Genomic DNA, 20,082 nt, shown 5'->3' with positions numbered 1-20,082 from the left:
TAGCCAGCGGCCCACCGCCACCCCGGCGCTCAGTGCAATGACCGTGTGCGGTAAAGGAGTAACAGGGCCGCGGGCGCGCCGACCAGACCGATCACCGCGTTGAGGTGGAACACATGGCGGCTCCACGGCAGGTGCAGCACCAGATCGGCCGCCAGGCCCAACACCGCGCCCACCAGGCCGGCGGCCGGCAGCAGCACGCGGTGGTCGGCGCTGCGCGTCAGGGCGCGCGCCACCTGCGCGGCCACCAGGCCGAGGAAAGCCACCGGGCCGCAGAAGGCCGTCACCAGCCCGCTCAGCCACGCGGTGAGCAGCAGCGCACCGCGCTTGACCAGGGTCACGCGCATGCCCATGGACGCGGCATAGCGCTCGCCCAGCAGCAGACCGTTGAGCGGCTTCACCAGCAGGCCGCCCGCGAGCAGGCCGACCAGCACGCCCGGCACGAGGATCTGCAACTGCTGGCGCGTGGCGCCGGCAAAGCTCGCGTCGTCCCAGGCCTTGAAGGCGCGCGCCTGGGTCTCGTCGATGAAGTGCATCGACACGCTGATGAGGCCGATGGCGAGGTAGCCCAGCATCAGGCCGATGATGAGCAGCGTGACGGTGCCGACCCGGCGCGACAGGCCGGCCAGCAGCGCAAGCACCGCCACCGAGCCGGCCACCGAGGCCAGCGCCAGGCCAATGTCGCCGGTGAGGCCCAAGCGCAGCAGCAAGGCGTTGCCGGCCACGCCCGCGACCGCCACCAGCAGGGCGCAGCCCAGCCGCGCACCGTGCACGATGCCGAGCACGAAGGGGTCGGCCAGCGGGTTGCGGAACAAGGTCTGCAGCAGCAGGCCGGCCACACCGAGCGCCGCACCGGAGCACAGCGCGTTGAGCGCGCGCGGCAGGCGAAAGCCCAGCACGATGTCGCGCCACACCGGTTGGGCGGCGCCGCCGGACAACGCGTCGAACACCGCGGTCAGCGGGATGGCGACCGAGCCGAGCGAGAGTTCGGCCACGAACAAGGCCAGCATCAGCAGGGCCAGTGCCGCGAATCTGGCGTGGGTGAGCGGGGTGGTGGTCATGGCAGTTGGCGCAGGAAAGGGGTGTCGGTGTCGACGGGCGGCAGGGGCAGGCCCGGGTGCAGCGCCCGGATGGCTTCGGCCAGCTGCACGTGCGGCCGGGTCATGCCCTGGTCCTGAAAGGGGTAGGCCCAGGCACCGGTGTAACCCTCGTCCCAGGCGAACACGCGGCCTTCGCGCGCGGCGCGGAACCAGCCGTGCAAGGGATTGCCGTCGATCAGATCGGCGACGTTGGCCCGGCCACCCAGCGTGCCGAGCCAGACCGGCGCATCGGCGGCTCGCGCGTAGACCTTCTCGAACCGCTCGTACACGAGGCTGCTGCTGCGCGTGTCGTCGGCCAGGGCATAGCGCCCGCCAGCGTCGTGGATCAGCCGGGCGCGCTGGTTGCGGCCCCCGAAGGCCTCGACGGTGTCGCGGCCGACGGCAAAGCCGGCCATCACCAGGGGCCGGTCGGGCGCCCCGGCCGCCAGGGCCGCCAGCCGCAGGTACTGCACCTCGATGTGCTCGAACTGCGCGTTGGCCAGGGCCTCGCGGTTGGTGAGCAGGGCCAGCAGCTTGAGCCATTCGGCGCGGCCCAGCGGGTGCGTTTCGTGGTGATCGGCCTGCGCGACGGCGCGCACGCCCAGTTCCCACAGGCGCGGGTGCATGTTGCCCTGCGGGTAGGCCGAATAGAAGCTCAGGTACACGTCGGCCTGCACCGCCATCACCGATTCGATCGAGGCATGGCCGTAGCCCCACATGTCGTGCACCAGGCCCCGGGCGACGCGCTCACGCACCGCCGGCACGGTGGCGCTGCGCGTGTTGTCGGCCCCGTACAGCCGGTCCACCAGACCCAGCTCGTCGAGTGCACCCAGCATGGCCGCGTTGCCGGTGACCAGCCTCTGTATCGGCACTTGAATCACCTGCTCGTGCGGTCCGTGCGCGGGCACCGGCGTGCCGCATTGCACCAGCAGGTAGTCCAGCGTTTCGCCGGTGCCCACGCTGGGCGTGAAGCGCACGCGCTTGAAGTGCGGGCCGTACGCCACCTGCAATTGCACCGAACGGGTGAAGGTGGTCTTGTGCGGAAAGTAGTCCACGCCCGGCCGGTGCTCGGCCACGCAGGCGGCGTCGAGGTTGCCGCTCGGGCCGTGCGCGCTCACCACCACCGAAGGCCAGGCCGCGCGCGGCGGCGGTGCGATCTGCATGCAGCCGCACAAGCAGAGCAGCAGCGGTACCAGCCGAAGGTGCCTCATGTGCGGCCGCCGAGCGCGTTCACCAGCGCGCCAAGGGTGGTGAAGCCCTGTGGCGCCTGTCCGCCTTGCAGCCAGGTGTAGGCACCGGGCCCGGTCACCCGCACGGCCTGCGCGGCCTTGGCATCGTGCGCATAGCCCGCGCGCTGCAGCGCCCGGTGTGCCCAGGCAGTGGCCATGCCTTCGCCTTCGATGCGGATACCGTGTGGCGCGCCGCGGTCCACGCGCAGTTCGGCGCGTTCCAGGTCGAAGGCCAGGCCGTCGGCGGCGAAGCCGGCGGCCAGGGTGCCGTCCAGGGCGAGGTCTTCGGGCGCACCGGCGTGCAGGCGGCGCTGGCCGTCGATCAGCCACAGCGCGTCGGCGTGGCGCAGCGCGAGTTCGAGGTCGTGCGTGGACAGCAGCACGGCCAGGCCTTGCCCGTGGGCCAGCGTGCGCAGCAGGTGCATGGTCTCGATGCGGCGCGGCAGGTCCAGGAAGGCGGTCGCTTCGTCGAGCACCAGCAGGCGCGGCTGCTGTGCCAGCGCGCGGGCGATCAGCACCTTCTGTCTTTCGCCGTCCGACATCTCGGCGACCAGCCGATGGGCCAGCGCCGGCGCGCCGGCCTGTTGCAGTGCGGCTTCCACCGCCGCGTGGTCGGCCGTGCCGAGCCGGCCGCCCCAGCCGAGGTGGGGATAGCGGCCCAGGCAGACCAGCTCGTGACCGGTCATCTGCGCGACGTCGACGCGCTCGGTGAGCACCACCGCGAGCCGCCGCGCGCGCTCGACCTGGCTGATGCGGCCCAGCGCCACGCCGCCGATGCGCACCTCGCCCGAGACGGCGGGCTGCATGCCGCACAGCGTGCGGATCAGGGTCGACTTGCCGGCGCCGTTGGCGCCGATCAGGCAGATGAAGCGGCCTGCGGGCAACTCCAGATCCAGCGGACCGAGCAGGGCCCGGCCGCCGTGCCCCACCGTCAGACCGTGGGTGCTCAGGCCCATCAGAGCGCCATGGCGAAGCTGGCGAGCACGCTGCGCGGTGCGCCCGGGTAGGTCGGCACGAAGGCGCCGCCCGAGTCGTAATAGCGCTTGTCGCCCAGGTTCTGCAGCGCGAGCTGCAGCTTGTAGCGCTGGCCGGCGCCGAAGCGGTAGGCGATGTTGGCGTCCCAGCGCACGTAGGAGGGCAGGGCGAAGCTGTTGGCGGTGTTGGCCTGGCGCTCGCCGACGTAGATCGCGCCCAGGCCCGCACTCAACCCGGTGGCGCGGCCGCTGAAATCGAACGTGGTCCACAGGCTGGCGCTGCGGCGCGGCGCGTTGGCCAGCAGGGTGCCCACCAGGGTGCTGTCGCTGTCGCGGCTGATCTGCGCCTTGAGCTCGGTGTAGCTGGCCAGCAGGCGCCAGTGCCGCGTGAGGCTGAACGGCACGTCCAGTTCCCAGCCGCGGCTGCGCTGTTCGCCGACCTGCACCACGTAGTCGAAGTCCGTGGGGTCCGACACCAGGCCGTTGCGGCGGCGGATGTCGAACACCGCCAACGTGGGCTCCAGGCGGCCGCCGAGCAGGCTGAGCTTGGCGCCGACTTCCAGCTGTGAGCCGCGCGACGGCGCGGGCAGGTTGCCGTTGCGCAGCATGCCGCTGAAGGGCTCGGTCAGGAACGACTTCGACCCGCTCGCGTACAGCGATACCGCGTCGCTCGGTGTCCAGGTCACGCCCAGGCGGGGCGAGAGCGCGTCGTCGTTGCGCGCCAGCGTGCCCGAGACCGGCAGGTAATCGGCCCGGGCCAGCGTGCGCGAGCGGTCGTAGCGCAGGCCGAACAGCACGCGCCACTGGTCGCCCAGCTGCAGCTCGTCCTGCGCGTACAGCCCCACGTTGCGGCTGCGGTAGTTCGACGCGTCGTAGGGCACGAGCGGGCCGACCACGGTCTGGCCGTGCACGGGGTTGTACAGGTCGATCGGCAGGTTGGTCGGGAAACCGAAGGGGCCGACGTTGGCGTCGGCGCGGAAGTCCCAGGTGTCGCGGTTGGCGTCGGCGCCGAACAGCACACGGTGGCGCACGCCGCCGGCCTCGAAGCGGCGCGAGACCTCGGCCATGACCGAGAGGTCGGTCTGTTCGTCGATGCTGCGCTGCTGGCGGCGGTTGACCTGTGGGTGGGGGGTGTCGGCGCCGGTGATCGGGCTGAAGCCGAAGGGGTACCAGAGCGCGTCGGTCCTGGCCGACGAGGCCTGCAGGCCGGCGTGCAGCTGCCAGCCGCTGTCCAGCCGGTGGTCGAGCACCAGCGAGGCCAGGGCGCTGTCGTTCTTCAGCCGCGTGTCGGCTTCGGCGTAGTTGGTGTGGATGGGCACGCCGAGGAAGAGCGGGCTGTTGCCGAAGCCGCGGTCGAAGGCACCGCGCTTGCGACCGAGTTCGAGTTCGGCGGTCAGCGTGGTGTGCGGTGCGGGCTGCCAGCGGAACACCGGCGAGACGAACTGCGTTTCAGCGCCAACGAAATCGCGAAAGCTTTTGTTGTCCTGCCAGGAGCCGGTGAGCCGGTAGCTCAGGGTCTCGCTGATCGGGCCGGTGCTGTCGACCGTGGCGCGGTAGAAGCTGTCGCTGCCGGCGGTCAGCTCGTAGCGCGTGCTTGCGGTGTTCTGCGGTTGCCTGGTCACCAGGTTGACCACACCCCCTGGTTCAAAGCGACCGTACAGCGCGGAAGCCGGGCCCTTGAGCACCTCGATCTGTTCGATGTTGACCAGCTCGTCCACCGGTGCGAACACACTGCGGCGGAAGCCGTTCTTGAGGTTGGCGGAGGTGGCGAAGCCGCGCAGGCGGAAGCGGTCGTTGCTGCCGCCCCAGCCGACCTGGGGCGTCAGGCCCGGCACGGTGCGCACGGCCTCGCCGAAGCTGGTGACGCCGCGGTCTTCCATCAGCTCGCGCGTGACGGTCTGGATGGAGAAGGGCGTTTCCTTCACCGTGGTGTCGCTCTTGTTGGCGGTGGGCGCGACGACGGCGCGGTAGGCGCGCTCGCGCGTGCCGGTGATGGTGACGGTCTCCAGCGTGGGCGCGGGCTCGGTCTGGGCCCAGGCGGCCATCGAGACGCTGGCCATCGCGCACGGGAGAAGGCGAAAAGCGGGGTGAAGCATGCGGTGCCTGGCTTTGATGGCGAAGGGGGTGGTGCTCATTGCCCGCGCACCGCGGTGGTGAGGGCGCGGGTGTTGAAGCGCATCAGCTCGATGTAGCTCGCCGCTGCGCCGCCGGGCGCGGAGAGCGAATCGGAATACAGCGCGCCCGAGGGCTTGACGCCGGTCTCGCGCGCGATCTGCTCGATCAGGCGCGGGTCCGAGATGCTCTCGACGAACAGCGCCTTGATCTGGTCTTTGCGGATCTGGCGCACCAGCTGCGCCACGCCCTTGGCCGAGGCCTCGCTCTCGGTGCTCACGCCTTGCGGTGCGAGGAAGCTCACCCGGTGGTCGCGGGCGTAGTAGCCGAACGCATCGTGCGAGGTGATCACCTTGCGCTGCGCCACCGGGATCGGCGCCCAGGCCGCGCGGATCTCGGTGTCGAGCTCGTTGAGCTTCGCTTCGTAGGCGCGCGCGTTGCGCTGGTAGAGGTCGCAGCTGGCGGCGTCGGCCTGGCACAGGGCCTTGGCGATGTTGCGCGCGTACACCTTCACGTTGGCCACGCTTTGCCAGGCGTGCGGGTCGATCTCGTCGTGGCTGTGGCCCTTGTGATCGCCATGGCCGTGGTCGGCTTCGCTCCTGAGCGGCGGGATGCCCTGGCTGACGGTCACCGGCCGACCCAGGTAGGCCGAGGTCTTGAGCAGGCGGCTCAGCCAGCCCTCGAAGCCCAGGCCGTTGGCGAACACCACCTGCGCCTGGCCGACCAGGCGCGCATGGGCGGGCGTGGGCTGGAACACGTGGGCGTCGGCACCGGGCCCGACCAGCACGTCGACCGCCACGCGGTCGCCGCCGACCTCTTTCACGATGTCGCCCAGGATGCTGAAGCTGGCGACGGCGCGCAGCGGCGCCTGCGCGTGCAGCGACGGGGTGAGCGCGGCCAGGCCCAGCGCCAGCGCGGCGAGGGTGGCGGTGCGGCGGGGCAGGAAGGCGGTGGTGTGTGTCATGAACGGGTCCTTCGTTTCAGGCTTTGAGGTGGGAAAGGGCGGGGCGCCGCTGGCGCAGCAGGCCGTGCGGCGCGAACAGCATCGAGAACAGGACCGTCGCGCCCAGGCAGAGCACGATCACGGGGCTGGTGGGCCAGTCGGCGTGGTAGGACACCAGCAGGCCGCTCGCGCTGGCGAGCAGCGCCAGGGCCACGGCGGTGGCCAGCAGCGGCGGCAGGCGGCGCACCCAGAAGCGCGCGGCGGCGGCGGGCAGCACCATCATTCCCACCGCCATCAGCGTGCCCAGGGCATGGAAGCCAGCCACCAGGTTGATCACCAGCAGCGCCAGAAAACCGAAGTGCGCCACCGCGCTCCAGCGGCTGGTGCCGCGCAGGAAGCCCGGGTCCAGGCACTCCAGCACCAGCGGGCGGTACAGCACGCGCAAGGCCAGCAGCGTCACCGTGGCGATGCCGCCCAGCAGCGCGAGGGCCGGGTCGTCCAGCGCGAGCACGGTGCCGAAGAGCACGTGCAGCAGGTCCACGCTGTTGCCGCGCGTCGAGACGATCAGCACGCCGAGCGCGAGCGAGAGCAGGTAGAAGGCCGCGAGGCTGGTGTCTTCGCGCAGCACGGTGTGACGCGCCACCAGGCCCGAACCGACGGCGACCGCCAGGCCGGCGGCGATGCCGCCCACCGTCATGGCGCCCAGCGACAGGCCGGCCACCAGGTAGCCCAGCGCGGCGCCCGGCAGGATCGCGTGGGCCATGGCGTCGCCGGTCAGGCTCATGCGGCGCAGCATCAGGAACACACCGACCGGCGCGGCGCTGACCGAGAGCAGCACGCAGCCGAGCAGCGCGCGCTGCATGAAGCCGAATTCCAGGAACGGGTCGAGCCACAGCGCGCTGTTCATGCCGGTACCCCTTGGGCGGTGGTGTCGCAGGCACCGGCCTCGTCGTCGAACGGCTCCTGCAGCCGCAGGGCGCGGGTCCAGTGCCCGGCGGTCAGCACCTCGGCCGTCGGTCCCCAGGCCACCGGCTCGCGGGCCAGCAGCAGGGTGTGCGGAAAGTGCTCGCGCACCTGGGCCAGGTCGTGCAGCACCGCGATCACCGTCCGGCCCTGCGCATGCCAGCGGTGCAGCAGGGCGAGCAGGTCGTGGACGGTGCGCTGGTCGATCGCGGCGAAGGGCTCGTCGAGCAGCACCACCGGGGCGTCCTGCAGGATCAGGCGCGCAAACAGGGCGCGTTGCAGCTGGCCGCCCGAGAGTGTGTCGATGGCGCGCCGCTCGAAGCCCAGCAGGCCGACCGCGGCCAGCGCCTCGTGGCAGGCGCGGCGGTGCGCGGCGCTGTAGCGCCCGAGCGCGCCCACCTCGTGCCACAGGCCGAGCAGCGCCAGCTCCTGCACCGAGATGGGAAAGCTGCGGTCGATGCCGCTGTGCTGCGGCAGGCAGGCCACACGGTGGGGCTCGCCCAGGCCGTCAATGCGCCCGCCCAGGGGTGGGAGTTGGCCGGCCAGCGCCTTCAGCAAGGTCGATTTGCCCGCGCCGTTGGGCCCGACCACCGCCACCAGCGCCCCCGGCGGCAGCGTGAGCGAGAGGTGGTGCACGGCGGGGTGGCGTTCATAGCCCAGCGTGAGGTCGTGCAGCACGATGGCCGGCGGGGTCGCCGGGCGGGAAGGGGCGTGGAAGTCGGGCACGGGACGGTTGGCGCTAAGATATTGCAACTGAATTGCGATAGTGCGTATGTTAACGCAACATAGTTGCATTTATGGAGGCCCAGCCATGTCGCCACGCCAGACCAAAGAACCGGTGGCCGTGCCACCCCACATCCAGACCCGCCTGGAAGCCGCCGGCCTGCGCCGCACGCTGGCCACGCGCGCCGTGCTCGGCCTGTTCCTGGCGCAGCCGCACGGCGGGCTCACCCACGCGCAGGCGTTGAACGCGCTCACCGCGCGCGGGCTGGACATCAACCGCGTCACGCTTTACCGCCTGCTCGACCGCCTGGCCGCGTGCGGCGTGCTGCAGCGCCAGACCGACGACCAGGCCCGCACCTGGCGCTTCAGCCTGGCGCCGCTGGATGCGAATCCCGACGAGGGCACGCCGCCGCGCTTCGAGTGCGACGCCTGCCACCGGCAATTTCCGATGGTCGACGTGAGCGAGCTGGCCCGCGACCTGTTGCGCACCCTCGCGAGCCAGGGTCACCGGGGCGAGCAGGTGGCGGTGCACGGCACCTGCTCGGATTGCCTGGAGCCCGCTGCGTGATCGAGTCCCGCGGTTTGCAGTACGCCCACGCGGGCCAGGCGCCGCTGCGCATGGCCGATGTGGCGGTGGCGCAGGGCGGCACCCTGCTGCTGCGCGGGCCGTCGGGCAGCGGCAAGTCGACGTGGTTGGCCTTGGCCGCCGGCCTGCTCACGCCCGGTGCGGGCGAGATCGTGGTGGCCGGCCAGTCGGTGGGGGCCCTGGGCGGGGCGGCGTGCGACGCCTGGCGCGCGCGCCACATCGGTTTTCTGCCGCAGCAACTGCACCTGAGCGATGCGCTCACGGTGGCCGACAACCTCGCGCTGGCGCACTTCGCCGCCGGCCTGCCGGTGGACCGTGCCGCCGTGGTCCGGGTGCTGGAGGCGCTGGACCTGGGCGCGCTGGCGAGCCGCCGGCCCACGCAACTGTCGGGCGGGCAAGCCCAGCGCGTGGCCCTGGCGCGCGCCGTGCTGCTGCGCCCGCGCGTGATCCTGGCCGACGAGCCCACCGCCAGCCTGGACGACGATGCCTGCATGACGGCGCTCTCGCTGCTGCGCCGCAGCGCGCAGTCGCTGGACGCCACGCTCGTGATCGCCACCCACGACGCCCGGGTGCGCGAGGCGTTGCCGCATGCTCAGTTGCTGGCCTTCGTGGCGGCCCGCCCGGAGCGCGTGGCATGAACGTGTTGACCCTGTCCTGGCGCTATCTCTGGTCGCGCCCGCTGGCCTCGGCGCTCAACCTGCTGCTGCTCGCGCTCGGGCTGGCCTCCATGGCCTTCGTGCTGATTGCGCGCGACCAGGTGGACCGCGCCTTCGAGCGCGACCTCGCCGGCATCGATGCGGTGGTGGGCGCCAAGGGCAGCCCGATGCAGCTCATCCTCGCGGGCGTGTTCCACCTCGACGTGCCGCCCGGCAACATCCCGCTGGCCGAGGCCCGCCAGCTCGCCGAACACCCGCAGGTGGCGCAGCTCATTCCGCTGAGCCTGGGCGACAACCTGGGCGGTTTCCGCATCGTGGGCACCACGCACGACTACCCGGCCCACTATGGCGCCCGGCTCGCGCAGGGCGTGCTCTGGCAAGCGCCGCTGGAGGCCGTGCTGGGGGCGCAGGTCGCCGCGCGCACCGGCTTGAAGGTAGGCCAGGCCTTCGAGGGCGCACACGGCCTGGGCGTGGGTGGCAGCTCGCACGGCGAGACGCCGTACACCGTCACCGGCGTGCTTGCGCCTTGCGGCTGTGTGCTCGACCGGCTGGTGCTCACCGCCACCGAATCGGTCTGGCGCGTGCACGACGACATGCACGCAGGCGCGAACATGGACGAGGCCGAACGCGCCGAGCTGGCCGAGGCGCTGGCCGCCGAGCGCGAGATCACGCTGGCCCTGATCCGCTACCGCACGCCGCTGGCGGCGGTGAGCCTGCCGCGCTTCATCAACGAAACCACCTCGCTGCAGGCCGCCGCGCCGGCGGTGGAGATCACGCGCCTGCTGAGCATGGTCGGCGTGGGCACGCAGGTGCTGCGCGGGCTGGCGGCGGTGCTCCTGGGCGTGGCCGGGCTGTCGGTCTTCATCGCGCTCTGGAGCGCGGTGCGCGAGCGCCGGGCCGACCTGGCGATGCTGCGCATGCTGGGCGCGCCGCCCACGCGGGTGGCCGCGCTGCTGCTGTGCGAGGCGCTGTGGCTTGCGCTGCTGGCGTGTGCGCTGGGCCTGCTGGCCGCGCACGCGCTCACGGCCCTGATGGGCGAGATGTTGATGGCCCGGCATTCGCTGGCCATCACGGGTTGGCAATGGGTGCCCGGTGAAGCCTGGGTGCCCGTGCTGGCTGTTGGGGTGGCGGTGGTGGCGGCGCTGCTGCCGGCCATCCATGCCTACCGTGTCGATGTCACTCAACTCCTGAATTCGAGGTAACACCATGAAGAAAACCCTGTTCCTGTTCGCCGCCGCCCTGCTGTCCACCGCCGCGCTGGCCCAGCATTCCGACAAGGAGACCAAGGAAGACATCGCCCGCCACCGCGCCATGGCCGTGGCACACGAAGGCGCGGCCAAGTGCCTGGAGGCCGGAAAGGGCGAAAAAGTGTGCATGCAGGAACTCGCGACGGCCTGCAAGGGTCTGGCACTGGGAAAATACTGCGGCATGCGCCACGCGCACTGACGGCCTGAACCCCCTCCGAGACGATTCCCCATGCCCCATCTGTCACATGCCTCCCGTTTTGCCGCGCTGCTCGTGATGGGCGGGGCCCTGCTGGGCAGCGCCGGCGCCCAGGTGCTGAGCTCGCCGGTGCCGCCGGGCAGCGCGCCGTCGAGCCAGGCCTCAGGCCTGCCGCATGGCCAGGGCGCGGGGGTGCACAGCCCGCTCAGCCCGTTCGCGCCGCTGCCCAGGCGCAACGATGTGGTGGCCTGGTCGACGCTCACCGACATCACGACCAAGGTCGAGAACAAGCGCATCGTGCCGGTGTACCCGGCGCCTGTGGCCGAGCTGAACCAGAAGAAGCTGCGCCTGCAGGGTTTCATGATGCCGCTGGAGCCGGGCGAGACCCAGCGCCACTTCCTGCTCGCCTCGGTGCCGCTGACCTGCAGCTTCTGCACGCCGGGCGGGCCCGAGAGCATGGTCGAGGTGCGCACCGCCAGGCCGGTGAAGTACAAGCTGGAGGCGGTGGTCGTCGAAGGCACTTTCCACGTGCTGCAGAACGATCCCTACGGTCTGTACTACCGCATCACCGGTGCCGTCGGCGTCGAGTGAGCGCGTGCCTGGCGATACCATCGCCGGGTGAACATCGCCAGCCACCCCGTCGTCGCCTCCCTCACCCCGGTCTTCATCCTGATCGGCCTCGGCTACCTCGCCGGGCGCCTGCAGTGGATCCGCGATGCCGCGGTCAAGGACCTGTCCAACCTGGTCTTCCTGCTGCTCATCCCGGCCCTGCTGTTCCGCACCATGAGCTCGGTGCATTTCCAGGAGCTCGACCTGCGGCCGATCGGCGCCTATTTCCTCGCGGCGCTGTCGCTGCTGGCGGTGTCCATCGCCTGGCGCGGGTTCAACCGGGGCAGTGTGGTGCTGGCCCTGGCCGGCACCTTCTCCAACATGGTGATGCTGGGCATCACGCTGGTGGAGCTGGCCTACGGCAAGAGCGCGCAGGTCACGGTGCTCACGCTGGTCTCGGTGCATGCGCTGATCCTGCTGACCACCGGCTCCATCGTGTTGGAGCTCGCGGTGGCGCGCGAAGCCCGCGCGGGCGGCCAGCGCGCGCCGCACGTGCTGGCCACGGCGTGGTCGGCCTTCAAGGGCGCGCTCATCCACCCGATTCCCCTGCCCATCCTGTGCGGCCTGCTGTTTGCGCAGACCGGCCTCACCCTGCCCACGGTGGTGGACAGGCCGCTGCAGTTGCTGGGCAGCGCGTTCGGCCCGATCGCGCTGGTGCTGGTGGGCGTGACCCTGGCGCGCACGCCCATGGCCGGCCACCTGCGGCAGGCCCTGTGGGTCAGCGTGTCCAAGAACCTGGTGCTGCCGCTGCTGGTGGGGCTGAGCGCCTGGGCCCTGGGCATCACGGGCATGCCGCTCACCGTGATGGTGGTGGCCGCGGCCCTGCCGGTGGGGGCCAACGTGTTCCTGTTTGCGCAGCGCTACGAGGTGGCGCAGGAAGTGACCACCGCCGCCATGGGCCTGTCCACCGTGCTCGCGCTGTTCACGCTCAGCCTGGTGATGACCGCCATGGCCTGGCTCAACTGAGCGTCACTGGCTGATCTTGCGGCCTTCTTCGACCTGGTACTCGAAGTAGCGCTGGAAGCCGAAGGCCAGGCTGCCCATCAGCGCGACCGTGCCCATCAGCAGCGCGGCGACCAGGGCGCCGATGGTCAGCCAGTTGGTGCCGCCCGACACGGCGTCCGCCGGCAGCTGGGGGTTGAACTGGCGGTTCCATTTCTCGCGGTCGGTCAGGGCGTAGACGATGGCCATCAGGCAACTGGCGGAGATGGTTGCGCCCAGCAGCGGGATCAGCACCCACGAGAGCTTGTCGTCCTGCCCGTAGAGCAGCACGCGGTCCACGCCCCACAGACCCAGCGCCGCCGGGATCGGGTGCAGCCAGCCCACCCAGTCGCCCAGGCCGCGCAGGTAGAAGCGGTGCAGGCCGAGCATGCCCCCCAGCAGCGCCAGCCAGACCGCCAGCGTCTTGTTCTTGCGAATCATGCTCACGCCCCCTCGGTCGGTGGCGTGCTGTCACCGGCACCCAGGGTTTTCTGCATCAGCACGATGTCGAGCCAGCGGTCGAACTTCCAGCCGCACGACTGCACCACGCCCACAGGCTCGAAGCCGAGCGCCTTGTGCACGCCGATCGAGCCGGCGTTGGCCGAGTCGCCGATCACCGCCATCACCTTGCGCGTGCCGGTGCGCTCCAGCACCGCCAGCAGCTCGGCGAGCAGCGCGCGCCCCAGGCCCTGGCGGTGGGCGGTCGGGTCCATGTAGATCGAATCCTCGACCGAAAAGCGGTAGGCCGGGCGCGGCTTGAACCAGTTGCCGTAGGCATAGCCCAGCACCTGGCCGCCTTCTTCGGCCACCAGCCAGGGCAGACCCTTGCCCAGCACGTCGGCGCGGCGCGCCGTCATCTCGGCCAGGGAGGGCGGGGTGGTTTCAAAGGTGCCGGTGCCATGGAGGACATGGTGGCCGTAAATGCGGGTGATCGCGTCGAGGTCTTCGTCGCGGCTGGGGCGGATCAGGGGCATGGATAGGGGTCGCTCGGGAAAATACGGGCAAAACCAGCGAACGGGCTATAATCGCGGGTTTCGTGGCGTTTCGCTGGCCGGGTGGTCAGTCGTGTGTCTCAAGCGCTGCAGATAAGCGGGTCGCAAGATCCAGTGATGTACCGAATTACCGGTACCTCTCCACCCGAAGGATAAATCATGGTCGTCATTCGACTCTCCCGCGGCGGCGCAAAAGCCCGTCCGTTCTACAACATCGTGGTTGCCGACAAGCGCAATCGCCGCGATGGCCGTTTCATCGAACGCATCGGCTTCTACAACCCGCTGGCCCGTGGTGGTGAAGAGCCCCTGCGCATCGCCCTGGACCGCCTGACCTACTGGACCGGCGTCGGCGCCACCCCGTCAGACACCGTTGCCCGCCTGGTCAAGCAGAACGCCGACAAGGCCGCTGCCTGATCCTGCCAAGGTGAGCCACCCCGCGTCCGGCGCCTTCCAGGCGTTGTCCCTGCCCGACGACGCCGTCGAACTGGGGCGCATACAGGACGCGTGGGGCATCAAGGGCTGGGTTCGCATCCTGCCCCACAGCGCCGACACCTCGGCGCTGTTTGCTTCCACTGCCTGGTTCCTTCAGCCGCCCGAAGCCCGCTTCGCGCGCGGCTTTGCCGCGTTCACCGGTTGCGTGGGCGTGAGCGTGGCGGAAGTGAAGTCCCACGCCGACGGCCTGGTCGCCCGGCTGGACGGCGTGGACGACCGCAATGCCGCCGAGGCCCTCAAGGGCGTGCGCATCTACCTGCCGCGCAGTGCCTTCCCGGCCACGCCCGAAGGGGAGTACTACTGGGTCGACCTGATCGGCCTGGACGTGTTCAACCGCGAAGGCGTGCACCTGGGCGTGGTGCGCGACCTCATGCCCACCGGCCCCACCTCGGTGCTGGTGCTCGAACACACCGAGACGGTGGACGGCGCCGAGCAGACCGCCGAGCGCATGATTCCGTTCGTGGCCGCCTACATCGACGACGTCGACAAGGTCCAGCGCCGCATCACCGCCGACTGGCAGCCGGACTACTAGGCCCCCACGCTGCGCCGCTGCGCGGTTCGCTGCCCCCCGAGGGGGTTGATCCGGCTTGGGGCGGCCCGGCGCCGGATCGTTGACGCTCACAATACCGCCATGCGCTTCGACGTCATCACGCTTTTCCCTGAGCTCTTTGCGCCGTTCCTGCAGCACGGCATCAACCGCCGCGCCTTCGAGTCCGGCCAGGTGGCCGTGCACCTCTGGAACCCGCGCGACTTCGCCGAAGGCAACTACCGCCGCGTCGACGACCGCCCGTTCGGCGGCGGGCCGGGCATGGTCATGATGGCCGAGCCCCTGTGGCAATGCCTGCAGGCCATCCGCGCCGAGCGCGCGGAGGCCGACGATGCCCGCGCGCCCGTGGTCCTTTTTTCCCCGATCGGCGACACGCTGAACCACACCGGCGTCGAGGGCTGGTCGCGCAGCCAGGGCGCGGTGCTGGTGTGCGGCCGCTACGAAGGCATCGACCAGCGCTTCATCGACACCTGCGTGGACCGGCAGATCAGCCTGGGCGACTTCGTGCTCTCGGGCGGCGAGATCGCGGCCATGGCCCTGCTCGACGCCGTGGCGCGCCTGCAGCCCGGCGTGCTGACCGACGAGGGCAGCCACCAGCAGGACAGCTTCAACCCGGCGCTCGACGGCCTGCTCGACAGCCCGCACCACACCCGCCCCGAAGTCTGGCAGGGCCCGCAGGGGCCGATCGGGGTGCCCGAGGTGCTGCTGGGCGGCCACCACGAGCGCATCGCCCGCCACCGGCGCGAGCAAAGCCTGCTGCTCACGGCCAGCCGCCGGCCCGACCTGCTGGCCCGTGCCCGGGCCCAGGGTTTGCTCGATGCGGCGGACCAGGCTTTTCTCCGCGCTCAAGGATTGCTATAATCCAAGGCTTTTCGATCCTCTGACCGGCCGCCGCGACCGGGCCACCCCGCAAACCCGCAAGGGTCTGGACAGGGGCCCTGCCGGATTCGCGGCCTTTAGTGCAGCGCGGCCATGACCGACAAAACAGGAAATCATGAACCTCATCCAGACCCTTGAGCAAGAAGAAATTGCTCGCCTTGGCAAAGTCATTCCCCCGTTCGCCCCTGGCGACACCGTGATCGTCAGCGTGAACGTGATCGAAGGCACCCGCAAGCGCGTGCAGGCCTACGAAGGCGTGGTGGTGGCCCGCCGCAACCGCGGCCTGAACTCCAGCTTCATCGTTCGCAAGATCTCCAACGGCGAAGGCGTCGAGCGCACCTTCCCGCTGTACAGCCCGCTGATCGCCAAGATCGAAGTCAAGCGCCGCGGTGCCGTGCGCCGTGCCAAGCTGTACTACCTGCGCGAGCGCAGCGGCAAGTCGGCCCGCATCAAGGAAAAGCTGGGCGCGTAAAGCGCATCGGGCCTGGCCCGATCGCCTGCACCCTCCAGAAAAGCCGCTCCCCCGGAGCGGCTTTTTTGCGTCTGGCCTATGCTTGCCCCTACATGACCCACGTTCTTCCCGCCTTTGATCCGCGTCTGGCGCCCATCGTCGCGGACGAGGCCGACGAGATGCTGCGCCCGGCGCAGGCGCAACGCCTCACCCCCGCAGGGTTGCGCGAGCTCTTCGCCCGGCCGCCGGTGTGGACGCCCGAACTGCTGCGCGAGCGCAAGTTCGCCGACCGCGCTCCCGCCGAGGCGGCGGTGCTGCTGCCGCTGGTGATGCGCGACGAGCTCACGCTCATCCTGACCCAGCGCACGGCCCACCTCTCCACGCACTCGGGCCAGATCGCCCTGCCGGGCGGCAAGCTCGACCCCGAAGACGCCGACGCCACCGCCGCCGCCCTGCGCGAGGCGCAGGAAGAGATCGGCCTGGCGCCGGAGCGGGTGGAGGTGCTGGGCACGTTGCCGGTCTACGTCACCGGCACCTCCTTCTTCGTCACGCCGGTGGTGGGGCTGGTGCGGCCCGGTTTCGAGCTGGTGCCCAACCCGGACGAGGTGGCCGACGTGTTCGAGGTGCCGCTGGCCTACCTCATGAACCCCTTGAACCACAAGCGCCACGCGCTGGCCTTCGAGGGGGTGGTGCGCGAGTGGTACTCCATGCCCTACCTGGACGGCGACCGGGAGCGCTTCATCTGGGGCGCCACGGCCGGCATGTTGCGCAACTTCTACCGCATGCTCAGCGCCTAAGGGCCGGGCAGCCCGTGTTGCGCCGGGTGGCGCTCGGGCCTCACGCCACTATGATGGCGCCATGAGTTTTTTCGCCATCCTCATTGCCCTGCTGCTGGAGCAGGCGCGCCCGCTCGCCTTTGACAACCCTGTTCACGCCGGCCTGCGCGGCTGGGCGCGCACCGTGCGCCGCAACCTCGACGCCGGCCAGTCCTCGCACGGCTGGGTCGCCTGGGCGCTGGCCGTGGGCGTGCCGGCGGCCATCGCCGGCCTGGTGTACTGGGGCCTGTGGCAGTTCAGCTCCGTGCTGGCCTTCGTGTGGACGGTGGGCATCCTGTACGTGACGCTGGGCTTTCGCCAGTTCAGCCACCACTTCAGCGAAATCCGGCAGGCGCTCGATGTGGGCGACGACGCCGGCGCGCGCGAGAAGCTGGCCCGCTGGCTGCGCGTGGACGCCTCCAGTCTGCCGCGCACCGAGTTGTTGCGCCAGGTGATCGAGCAGTCCGTGCTGGCGGCCCACCGCCATGTGTTCGGTGTGCTGGTGTGCTTCGTTGTGTTCTGGGCCATCGGCCTGGGCCCGTCGGGCGCGGTGTTCTACCGCATGGCCGAGTACATCTCGCGCAACTGGCGCGCGCGCCCGGACGGCACGCCCAGCCCGGCCCTGCAGCACGCCGCCGCGACCGCCTGGCGCTGGGTCGACCACGTGCCGGCGCGCATGACGGCGCTGGGCTTCGCCGTGGTGGGCAACTTCGAGGAGGCCGTGGCCAGCTGGCGCGGGGACGCCGAGCGCTTCGCCCCGGGCAGCGACGGCGTGGTGCTGGCCGCCACCTCGGGCGCGATCAACGTGCGGCTGACCCCGCAGCTCGATCCGCTCACGATCGAAGACGACGAGGTGGTGGGCGACCCCGGCGCCCGGCCGGACCCGCAACTGGCCCACCTCAGCAGCGTGGTGGGCCTGGTGTGGCGCGCGGTGGTGCTCTGGATGCTCCTGCTCGCGCTGCTCACGCTCGCGGGGCTCTAGTACCGGCGTTTGTCCGAGAGTTCGGCGAACAGCTCGCTGTACAGACGGTAGCGGTTCTCGCTGATCGCCAGTGGATCGTCTACCGGCTGGTCCGGCTCCCCAGTCTGCACGTGTTCCACCACCCCGCAACCCGGCTCGTGCAGGTGCGTGCAGTTGTAGAAGCGGCAGTGGCCCAGCGTGGCGTTCAGGTCGGGCATGAGGTGCGCCAGCTGCATCGGCTCGATGTGGTTCAGGCCGAATTCCTGAAAACCCGGTGAATCGATCAGCGCGGTGCGGCGCTGCGCGTCCACCCAGTACCAGGTGGTGCTGGTGGTGGTGTGCTTGCCCGAGTTGAGTGCGCGCGAGATCTCACCGGTCTGCGCGCGCGCCTCGGGCACCAGCCGGTTCACCAGCGTGCTCTTGCCCACGCCCGAGGGGCCGAGCACCAGCGTGCGCTTGTTGTCCAGCCGCTGCTGCAGGGCATCGAGGCCGGCTTCCGAGCCGTCGGCGGACTTCAGCCGCAGCGGCAGCACGGTGCAGCCCATGCGGCGGTAGGGCTCCAGGCGGGCCCAGGCGCGGTCGAAGGCGGGTTGCAGGTCGCTCTTGTTGAGCACGATCAGCACGTCGATGCCTTCGGCCTGGGCCGCGATCAGCGCTCGCGTGAGCTGGCTTTCGGAAAACTCCGGATCGGCCGCCACCAGCACCAGCACCTGGTCGAGGTTGGCGGCGAAGGACTTGGTGCGCATCTCGTCCTGGCGGTAGAACAGGTTGCGCCGTTCGTCCACGCGCTCGATGCTGCCCTCGTCGCCGGTGACCTGCCATTGCACGCGGTCGCCCACGACCACGGCGTTCTTCTTGCCGCGCGGGTGGCAGATGCGGCGCTCGCCGTCGAGGCTTTCCACGAGGCAGTGGCGCCCGTGGGCGGCCACCACCAGACCGGGTTGCAGATCGGCCATCAGGCCTTCTGCAGCGCGTCCACCGCGGCGGCGCAGTGGAAGTCGCTGGCCGAGATGCCGTTCACGTCGTGCGTGTTGAAGCGCACCGTGCAGCGGCCGTAGCTGACGGCCAGGTCGGGGTGGTGGTCCTCGCGGTGCGCGATCCAGGCCAGGGCGTTCACGAAGGCCATGGTCTCGTGGAAGTTGGCGAAGCTGTAGGTTTTCTCCAGCGCCCCGTCGATCAGCTTCCAGCCCTGGGCGGCATCGCCGTTGAGCTGGGTGAGCTGGGTCACGATTTCGGTGGCGGAGAGGGCGCGGCGGTTCTGGTGGATCGGGTTCATGGGGTCGGTCTCGCGTCAGGCGGTCAGCAGGCGGGGGAGGCGTTCGCTCGCCGGCGGGTGGGAGTAGTAGAAGCGCGCGTACAGCGGGTCGGGCGTGAGCGTGCTCGCATTGTCCTTGTAGAGCTTGAGCAGCGCGCTGGCGAGGTCGTGGCCGCTGGTGTGGGCCACGGCGTAGGCATCGGCCTCGAATTCGTGTTGGCGCGAGAGCTGCGCCATCAACGGCGAGAGGAAGAAGGTGAACAGCGGCACGACCATCATGAACAGCAGCAGGGCCAGCGCGTCGTTGGGGGCTTCCATCGACGGCGTCACGCCCAGGCCGCTGAAGAACCAGGCCTGGCTCGACACCCAGCCCAGCAGCGCAAAGCCCGTCAGGCTCAGCGCGAACATCAGCACGATGCGCTTGAGGATGTGGCGGCGCTTGTAATGGCCGAGCTCATGGGCGAGCACGGCGTCGATCTCGTCGGGGCTCAGCTGCTTGAGCAGGGTGTCGAAGAACACCACGCGCTTGGCCGCGCCGAAGCCGGTGAAGTAGGCGTTGGCATGGGCGCTGCGCTTGCTGCCGTCCATCACGAGCAGACCTTTGGCCGCGAAGCCGCAGCGTTGCATGAGGGCGTTCACGCGCGCCTTGAGCGTTTCGTCCGACAGCGGCTCGAACTTGTTGAACAGCGGTGCGATGAGGGTAGGACCCAGCACCGTCGCGATCAGTGAAAAAGCCATCCACACGCCCCAGGCCCAGAGCCACCAGGTCGGGCCGGCCGCGCCCATGAGCCAGATCACCAGCGCGGCGATCGGCAGGCCGATCAGCGCGCCGAGCAGCGTGCCCTTGACCAGATCGCGCAACCAGAGCGACATCGTCATCTTGTTGAAGCCGAAGCGTTCCTCGATGCGGAAGGTGGCGTACCAGCCCAGGGGCAGGGTGACCAGGCCGCCGATCAGCACGACGGCCGCGAGCAGCGCCAGCTGCTGCAGCAGGCCGCCGCCCATTGCGTCCAGCAGCCGCTGGTTCAGCCAGTCCAGGCCACCCAGCAAGGTCCAGCCCAGCAACAGGGCGGCGTCGATCGCGGTCTCCAGCAGGCCGAAACGGCCTTTGGCGATGGTGTAGTCGGCGGCCTTCTGGTGCGCGCTCAAGGCGATCGTGTCGCTGAACGCCGCCGGCACGGCGCCGCGGTGGCGCGCCACGTGGCGGATCTGCCGGCTGGCCAGCACGGTGCGCACCAGCAGGCCCAGCAGCAGCAGGGCGCAGAAAACGGCGGTGAAAGCGAACGAAGCGTTGTCCATGGGGCCGAGTCTATCCAAGACGGCCCGGCGCGAGCGCCGTGGGGCCAGACGGCGGATCGGCGAAAATGCCGGCCATGACTTCTGCCACCCCCACCC

General features: G+C 70.4%; 24 protein-coding genes. 12 read left to right on the top strand and 12 right to left on the bottom strand.

The genetic code is table 11. The annotated features are described in order from the left end of the window. Positions 1-29 precede the first annotated feature (29 nt). From AC07ZS_RS20915 to AC07ZS_RS20885, 7 genes are read right to left on the bottom strand one after another with little or no spacing between them, the layout of a single operon-like run. Entirely contained in the window at positions 30-1,058 is a 1,029-nt protein-coding gene (locus AC07ZS_RS20915) for a FecCD family ABC transporter permease (RefSeq protein WP_494800450.1), read from the bottom strand. Then, complete coding sequence (locus AC07ZS_RS20910) at positions 1,055-2,287, bottom strand: ABC transporter substrate-binding protein (RefSeq protein ID WP_494800449.1); 1,233 nt, start codon at positions 2,285-2,287, stop codon at positions 1,055-1,057. The genes AC07ZS_RS20915 and AC07ZS_RS20910 overlap by 4 nt, the downstream gene beginning before the upstream one ends. Beyond that, positions 2,284-3,261 (bottom strand): ABC transporter ATP-binding protein, encoded by a 978-nt coding sequence (locus AC07ZS_RS20905; RefSeq protein ID WP_494800448.1) that lies wholly within the window; start codon positions 3,259-3,261, stop codon positions 2,284-2,286. The genes AC07ZS_RS20910 and AC07ZS_RS20905 overlap by 4 nt, the downstream gene beginning before the upstream one ends. Then, positions 3,261-5,414, bottom strand: coding sequence for a TonB-dependent siderophore receptor (locus AC07ZS_RS20900; RefSeq protein ID WP_494800447.1), 2,154 nt, complete (start codon positions 5,412-5,414; stop codon positions 3,261-3,263). Before AC07ZS_RS20900 ends, AC07ZS_RS20905 begins: the two co-directional genes overlap by 1 nt. Then, positions 5,411-6,355, bottom strand: coding sequence for a metal ABC transporter solute-binding protein, Zn/Mn family (locus AC07ZS_RS20895; protein WP_494800446.1), 945 nt, complete (start codon positions 6,353-6,355; stop codon positions 5,411-5,413). Before AC07ZS_RS20895 ends, AC07ZS_RS20900 begins: the two co-directional genes overlap by 4 nt. A gap of 16 nt (positions 6,356-6,371) precedes the next feature. Next, the gene (locus AC07ZS_RS20890; protein WP_494800445.1) at positions 6,372-7,241 is read right to left on the bottom strand and encodes a metal ABC transporter permease; all 870 of its coding nucleotides are present in this window, start codon (positions 7,239-7,241) and stop codon (positions 6,372-6,374) included. Then, a complete protein-coding gene (locus AC07ZS_RS20885) occupies positions 7,238-8,023 on the bottom strand; it encodes a metal ABC transporter ATP-binding protein (protein ID WP_494800444.1) in 786 nt (261 codons plus the stop codon). The genes AC07ZS_RS20890 and AC07ZS_RS20885 overlap by 4 nt, the downstream gene beginning before the upstream one ends. Before the next feature lie 85 nt (positions 8,024-8,108). Here AC07ZS_RS20885 and AC07ZS_RS20880 point away from each other — a divergent pair, with 85 nt between their 5' ends. Genes AC07ZS_RS20880 through AC07ZS_RS20855 form a run of 6 tightly spaced genes read left to right on the top strand, consistent with a single transcriptional unit; the run spans position 8,109 to position 12,280 of the window. Continuing rightward, positions 8,109-8,588: a Fur family transcriptional regulator gene (locus AC07ZS_RS20880; RefSeq protein WP_494800443.1), complete on the top strand. Its 480-nt coding sequence runs from the start codon at positions 8,109-8,111 to the stop codon at positions 8,586-8,588. Beyond that, entirely contained in the window at positions 8,585-9,244 is a 660-nt protein-coding gene (locus tag AC07ZS_RS20875; protein ID WP_494800442.1) for an ABC transporter ATP-binding protein, read from the top strand. Before AC07ZS_RS20880 ends, AC07ZS_RS20875 begins: the two co-directional genes overlap by 4 nt. Next, entirely contained in the window at positions 9,241-10,464 is a 1,224-nt protein-coding gene (locus AC07ZS_RS20870; protein WP_494800441.1) for an FtsX-like permease family protein, read from the top strand. The genes AC07ZS_RS20875 and AC07ZS_RS20870 overlap by 4 nt, the downstream gene beginning before the upstream one ends. Positions 10,465-10,468: 4 nt before the next feature. Further along, positions 10,469-10,708, top strand: a complete 240-nt coding sequence (locus tag AC07ZS_RS20865; protein ID WP_494800440.1) for a hypothetical protein — start codon at positions 10,469-10,471, stop codon at positions 10,706-10,708. A 30-nt stretch (positions 10,709-10,738) separates the two neighbouring features. Then, complete coding sequence (locus AC07ZS_RS20860; protein WP_494800439.1) at positions 10,739-11,296, top strand: DUF3299 domain-containing protein; 558 nt, start codon at positions 10,739-10,741, stop codon at positions 11,294-11,296. Between the two features lie 27 nt (positions 11,297-11,323). Next, complete coding sequence (locus AC07ZS_RS20855; RefSeq protein ID WP_494800438.1) at positions 11,324-12,280, top strand: AEC family transporter; 957 nt, start codon at positions 11,324-11,326, stop codon at positions 12,278-12,280. Positions 12,281-12,283: 3 nt separating this feature from the next. On the opposite strand, the gene AC07ZS_RS20850 is transcribed toward AC07ZS_RS20855, so the two are convergent. Together AC07ZS_RS20850 and AC07ZS_RS20845 are read right to left on the bottom strand one after the other, a co-directional pair. Beyond that, complete coding sequence (locus AC07ZS_RS20850; protein WP_494800474.1) at positions 12,284-12,736, bottom strand: hypothetical protein; 453 nt, start codon at positions 12,734-12,736, stop codon at positions 12,284-12,286. Positions 12,737-12,738: 2 nt separating this feature from the next. Then, the gene (locus AC07ZS_RS20845) at positions 12,739-13,269 is read right to left on the bottom strand and encodes a GNAT family N-acetyltransferase (RefSeq protein WP_494800437.1); all 531 of its coding nucleotides are present in this window, start codon (positions 13,267-13,269) and stop codon (positions 12,739-12,741) included. Between the two features lie 177 nt (positions 13,270-13,446). Here AC07ZS_RS20845 and rpsP point away from each other — a divergent pair, with 177 nt between their 5' ends. The 6 genes from rpsP to AC07ZS_RS20815 all read left to right on the top strand — a co-directional run bounded on the left by rpsP (position 13,447) and on the right by AC07ZS_RS20815 (position 17,453). Further along, positions 13,447-13,701 (top strand): 30S ribosomal protein S16, encoded by a 255-nt coding sequence (rpsP, locus tag AC07ZS_RS20840; RefSeq protein WP_494800436.1) that lies wholly within the window; start codon positions 13,447-13,449, stop codon positions 13,699-13,701. Between the two features lie 10 nt (positions 13,702-13,711). After that, complete coding sequence (rimM, locus tag AC07ZS_RS20835) at positions 13,712-14,311, top strand: ribosome maturation factor RimM (protein WP_494800435.1); 600 nt, start codon at positions 13,712-13,714, stop codon at positions 14,309-14,311. A gap of 99 nt (positions 14,312-14,410) precedes the next feature. Continuing rightward, positions 14,411-15,187 carry a tRNA (guanosine(37)-N1)-methyltransferase TrmD gene (gene trmD, locus AC07ZS_RS20830; protein ID WP_494800434.1) on the top strand — a complete coding sequence of 259 codons (777 nt, stop codon included), beginning with the start codon at positions 14,411-14,413 and terminating at the stop codon, positions 15,185-15,187. A gap of 133 nt (positions 15,188-15,320) precedes the next feature. Continuing rightward, positions 15,321-15,677, top strand: coding sequence for a 50S ribosomal protein L19 (rplS, locus tag AC07ZS_RS20825; RefSeq protein ID WP_066268749.1), 357 nt, complete (start codon positions 15,321-15,323; stop codon positions 15,675-15,677). A gap of 92 nt (positions 15,678-15,769) precedes the next feature. Next, the gene (locus tag AC07ZS_RS20820) at positions 15,770-16,453 is read left to right on the top strand and encodes a CoA pyrophosphatase (RefSeq protein WP_494800433.1); all 684 of its coding nucleotides are present in this window, start codon (positions 15,770-15,772) and stop codon (positions 16,451-16,453) included. Between the two features lie 61 nt (positions 16,454-16,514). Continuing rightward, a complete protein-coding gene (locus tag AC07ZS_RS20815; protein ID WP_494800432.1) occupies positions 16,515-17,453 on the top strand; it encodes a CobD/CbiB family protein in 939 nt (312 codons plus the stop codon). On the opposite strand, the gene rsgA is transcribed toward AC07ZS_RS20815, so the two are convergent. Genes rsgA through AC07ZS_RS20800 form a run of 3 tightly spaced genes read right to left on the bottom strand, consistent with a single transcriptional unit; the run spans position 17,450 to position 19,986 of the window. After that, positions 17,450-18,388, bottom strand: coding sequence for a ribosome small subunit-dependent GTPase A (gene rsgA, locus AC07ZS_RS20810; RefSeq protein WP_494800431.1), 939 nt, complete (start codon positions 18,386-18,388; stop codon positions 17,450-17,452). The two genes, AC07ZS_RS20815 and rsgA, sit on opposite strands and share 4 nt — an antisense overlap. Continuing rightward, the gene (locus tag AC07ZS_RS20805; RefSeq protein WP_494800430.1) at positions 18,388-18,708 is read right to left on the bottom strand and encodes a 4a-hydroxytetrahydrobiopterin dehydratase; all 321 of its coding nucleotides are present in this window, start codon (positions 18,706-18,708) and stop codon (positions 18,388-18,390) included. The genes rsgA and AC07ZS_RS20805 overlap by 1 nt, the downstream gene beginning before the upstream one ends. Before the next feature lie 15 nt (positions 18,709-18,723). After that, positions 18,724-19,986 carry a M48 family metallopeptidase gene (locus AC07ZS_RS20800; protein ID WP_494800429.1) on the bottom strand — a complete coding sequence of 421 codons (1,263 nt, stop codon included), beginning with the start codon at positions 19,984-19,986 and terminating at the stop codon, positions 18,724-18,726. Positions 19,987-20,082 lie beyond the last annotated feature (96 nt).

This window comes from Hydrogenophaga sp. GW456-12-10-14-TSB4 (assembly GCF_059424305.1).
Note: the sequence above shows the minus strand (reverse complement) of the source record. Positions and strands in the feature narration are given on the sequence as shown.